This is a genomic window from Agromyces binzhouensis, from assembly GCF_004135055.1.
Taxonomy (GTDB): Bacteria; Actinomycetota; Actinomycetes; order Actinomycetales; family Microbacteriaceae; genus Agromyces; species Agromyces binzhouensis.
The window spans coordinates 1-2,992 of the sequence record NZ_SDPL01000386.1 but is presented as its reverse complement, the minus strand read 5'-3'; the positions used below and the strand labels follow the sequence as shown (position 1 = coordinate 2,992).

The following is a 2,992-nucleotide window of genomic DNA, read 5'->3' as shown; positions in this document are numbered from 1 at the left end:
CGCGCGCCTCGAGCTGCGTCGCCGCCACGTATGCGTCGGATTCCCCCAGGTATTGGTCTGCGCGCCAGATCGCCTTCGATCGTCGCGCATCCGTATCTGCGGGGTCGGTCACCTGTCGAGACTACGCAAGGGCCCAAGGCAGCCAGCCCATGACGTTGCGCAAGAGGATCGGCGTAGGGCTGGGCTGCCGCGTTCGGCACGCGGATGACCGAAGTGTGACGGCGCAGGTGGGGCTGGTCTCGAAGTAGGGTCCAGTGGTGGCATATCCCCGCGGAGCCGGTGAGAGATGGTGAGCGTTGACGCCGTCTCCGCCATGGTCGCTGGATCCTGCGAGATGGTCAGCGCAGATTCCCGATATCGGATCGACCCGGATCGCCCGTTCGCGAGAACCGGTCTGGGTTGGCGCTACTGCATCGGGGTGTTCTGGGCCGCGTTGTTCATCGTCGCGATGGCCGTCTCCCTCTGGTTCGCGCTGTCCGACGGCGAAGTCCCCCTCATCGTCGGAACACCCGCTCCGGGCCTTCTCATGCTGAGCGTCGGTCTGGTGGCGGGAGCCGTGCTCGCGCTCCTCCCCAACCTGCATGGACGACTGCGGATCATCGCGGCCGAGAACGGCGGCGATCTGTTCGTCATGGGTGCAACGCCATTCGCCGGGACGTACCTGTTCGTCACGGAGGAATGCATCGTGGCGTTCGATCGCCGCGGATCGCTGCTCGGCAGGTGGCGTGCGAAGGAGATCGACGCGGTCGCGCTCAGGCGGTTCGGCAACGCGGTCGGCGTGGTGCTCTTCGCCCACGACCGCTGCTTCGAGCTCTCGATATCGGCGCGAGCCGGCGGTCCGTTCGCGCCCGCGTGGTCGACCGGCGGGGCGCTCGATCGAACTGAATTGCGCCGTGCGATCGAGGCACGCCTCCGACGATGCGGGATCCCGGTCATGATGAGCGATTCCGCCCCCGGGTGACCATGCACGACCCTTCCAGGTTCCGCTCGCACTGAGGGATCGTCGCACGCACCCCGGGGCACGGGACACGCGACGGGCCCCGCCGTCATGCGCTGCGGCGGGGCCCGTCGTGATGCCGCGTGGGCATCGTGAGGTGTCGGGGTCAGGGGTAGGGGAGCGTCTCCGGGCCGGCGTTGTCGAGGCCGAGGAGCTCCTGCGCCTTCTCGAGGTAGACGAGCTGGGACTCGTCGAACTCGATCGGCTCGAGGCTCTGCGTCTCGACCGTCGTGTCCCAGGCCTCGGCGTCGAAGTACAGGTTCTGGCATGCCAGGTGACCGTCGAGGACCCAGGGACTGTCGGAGCCGCGGAGCGCCTCGACGTCGAAGTCGTTCGCCTCGTAGATGTCGAGCACCTCGTCGACGTTCTCGGGGAACTCACCGGGCGCCGGGGCGGTGACGAAGTCGACGGCCTTGAGGGTCGCCCGCAGGAACCGCACGAGCGTGTTCGGGTTCTCCTCGACGTAGCCGCTGCCGGCGACCATCACGTCGTTCGCCCAGTTGCGCAGCGCCTCCACGGGGAACTCCGCACCGGCCTCCTCGAGCGCCGGACGGTCGTCGCCGTAGAACGGCTGGAGGGTGATCCGGTCGTTCACGAAGAACTCCGTCCACGACTCCGAGCCGGGTCCGGGGTAGACGACCTCGACGTTCACGCCCTCGAGGTCCCAGCCCTCCTCTGCGAGCACGCGGGCCCGCTGGAACTCGGCGGGGTCGCCTGGGGTGCCGGCGAGCACGATCGAGGTGCCCTCGAGGTCCTCGGCCGAGTCGATGTCGGGCTGCACCGCGAAGTCGAAGTTCTGCCGGCAGTAGTGGCCCGAGACGAGGTCGACCTCGACGCCGCCGCGCACGGCCTCGATGACGGTTCCGGTCGATTCCACGCCGATGTCGGCGCTGCCGGATGCCACGGCCGCGGTGACGTTGTCGGCGGTGATCACCTCGACCTCGAGTCCCTCCTCCTCGTAGTAGCCGAGGTCGGTGGCGAGCACGTACATCGAGTACATGGTGATGTCGGGGAAGGGGATGGCCACCGTGATGTCGGTGTCCTCGGCCGCGCCGGGCTCGCCGTCGGCGAGTTCGACCGGTTCGGTGTCGTTGTCTGCTGCGGGCGCGCCCGCGGCACAGCCGGTGAGCAGTGCGAACACTGCGATGCCGGCGGCCGCTGCGAGGCCGGAGCGAGGGATGGATCTGCGCATGACTCTCCATTCTTGGCGGGTTGACTCGCGGTCGGCGTCCCGCGGAGAGCGGAGCCTCTCGCGAATTGGTGGATACCGTATCCAAAACGCGCGCTGCTGTCCACGGTTTCCTGACGTTCGTCTTCGGAGGACGATGGGAGCGACATCGGTCTGGACGAACTCGGCCATTTTTGGATACGGTATCCAAAGCGGCGCGGATGCCGCGACCGACCGGAAACGAGGCGAACCGTGCGTGCAGCCCTCCTCCAGGCCCATGGCCTCGACGGACTCGACGTCGCGCGAGTCGACGTGCCCGAGCCTGGCGCGGGCGAGGTGCTCATCCGGGTCGAGTCCGTCGGCGTGAACCAGCTCGACCTCAACGTCATCGCGGGCCACGGGCCCGGCGCAGCCGCCAAGCTCCCGCGTGTGCTCGGGATCGACCCCGCCGGCGTGATCGTCGCCGTCGGCGACGGCGTGGCGGGCGACCGCGTGGGGGAAGCGGTGGTCGTCAAGCCGAACATCCCCTGCGGTCGCTGCGACGCCTGCGCCGAGGGCCGCGAGTCGACCTGCCCGGCCCAGCGCGTGGTCGGCGTGCATCGCGACGGCGGCGCGGCCGAGTTCGTCACCGTCCCGGCCGAGGTCGCCTTCGACCGCACGGGGCTCCCCGCCGAGGTCGCCACGGCGACCGTGCACAGCCTCCCCATCGTCGTCAACGCGTTCGACGCCGCCGCCGTCCGCGCCGGTGACCGCCTCCTGGTCACGGGCGCGGGCGGCGTGTTGGGCCGGGCCGCCCTCGAGTACGCCGTGCACCTCGGCGCCGAGGT

3 protein-coding genes are annotated in these 2,992 nt (G+C 69.5%); 2 read left to right on the top strand and 1 reads right to left on the bottom strand.

All coding sequences use genetic code 11. The features are described from left to right. Positions 1 to 418: 418 nt before the first annotated feature. Positions 419 to 961, top strand: a complete 543-nt coding sequence (locus ESO86_RS14565; protein WP_129235637.1) for a hypothetical protein — start codon at positions 419 to 421, stop codon at positions 959 to 961. Positions 962 to 1,103: 142 nt separating this feature from the next. Here ESO86_RS14565 and ESO86_RS14560 read toward each other — a convergent pair whose 3' ends face one another. Further along, the gene (locus ESO86_RS14560) at positions 1,104 to 2,189 is read right to left on the bottom strand and encodes an ABC transporter substrate-binding protein (RefSeq protein ID WP_129235636.1); all 1,086 of its coding nucleotides are present in this window, start codon (positions 2,187 to 2,189) and stop codon (positions 1,104 to 1,106) included. Between the two features lie 228 nt (positions 2,190 to 2,417). Between ESO86_RS14560 and ESO86_RS14555 the strand changes: the two genes are divergently transcribed. Then, positions 2,418 to 2,992 (top strand): alcohol dehydrogenase catalytic domain-containing protein (locus tag ESO86_RS14555; RefSeq protein WP_165307912.1); only part of this gene is annotated, 575 nt, incomplete at its 3' end.

Excerpts from the sequence above, each read along its gene's own strand:
- ESO86_RS14560 (WP_129235636.1), bottom strand. The coding sequence starts at position 2,189 with ATGCGCAGATCCATCCCTCGCTCCGGCCTCGCAGCGGCCGCCGGCATC.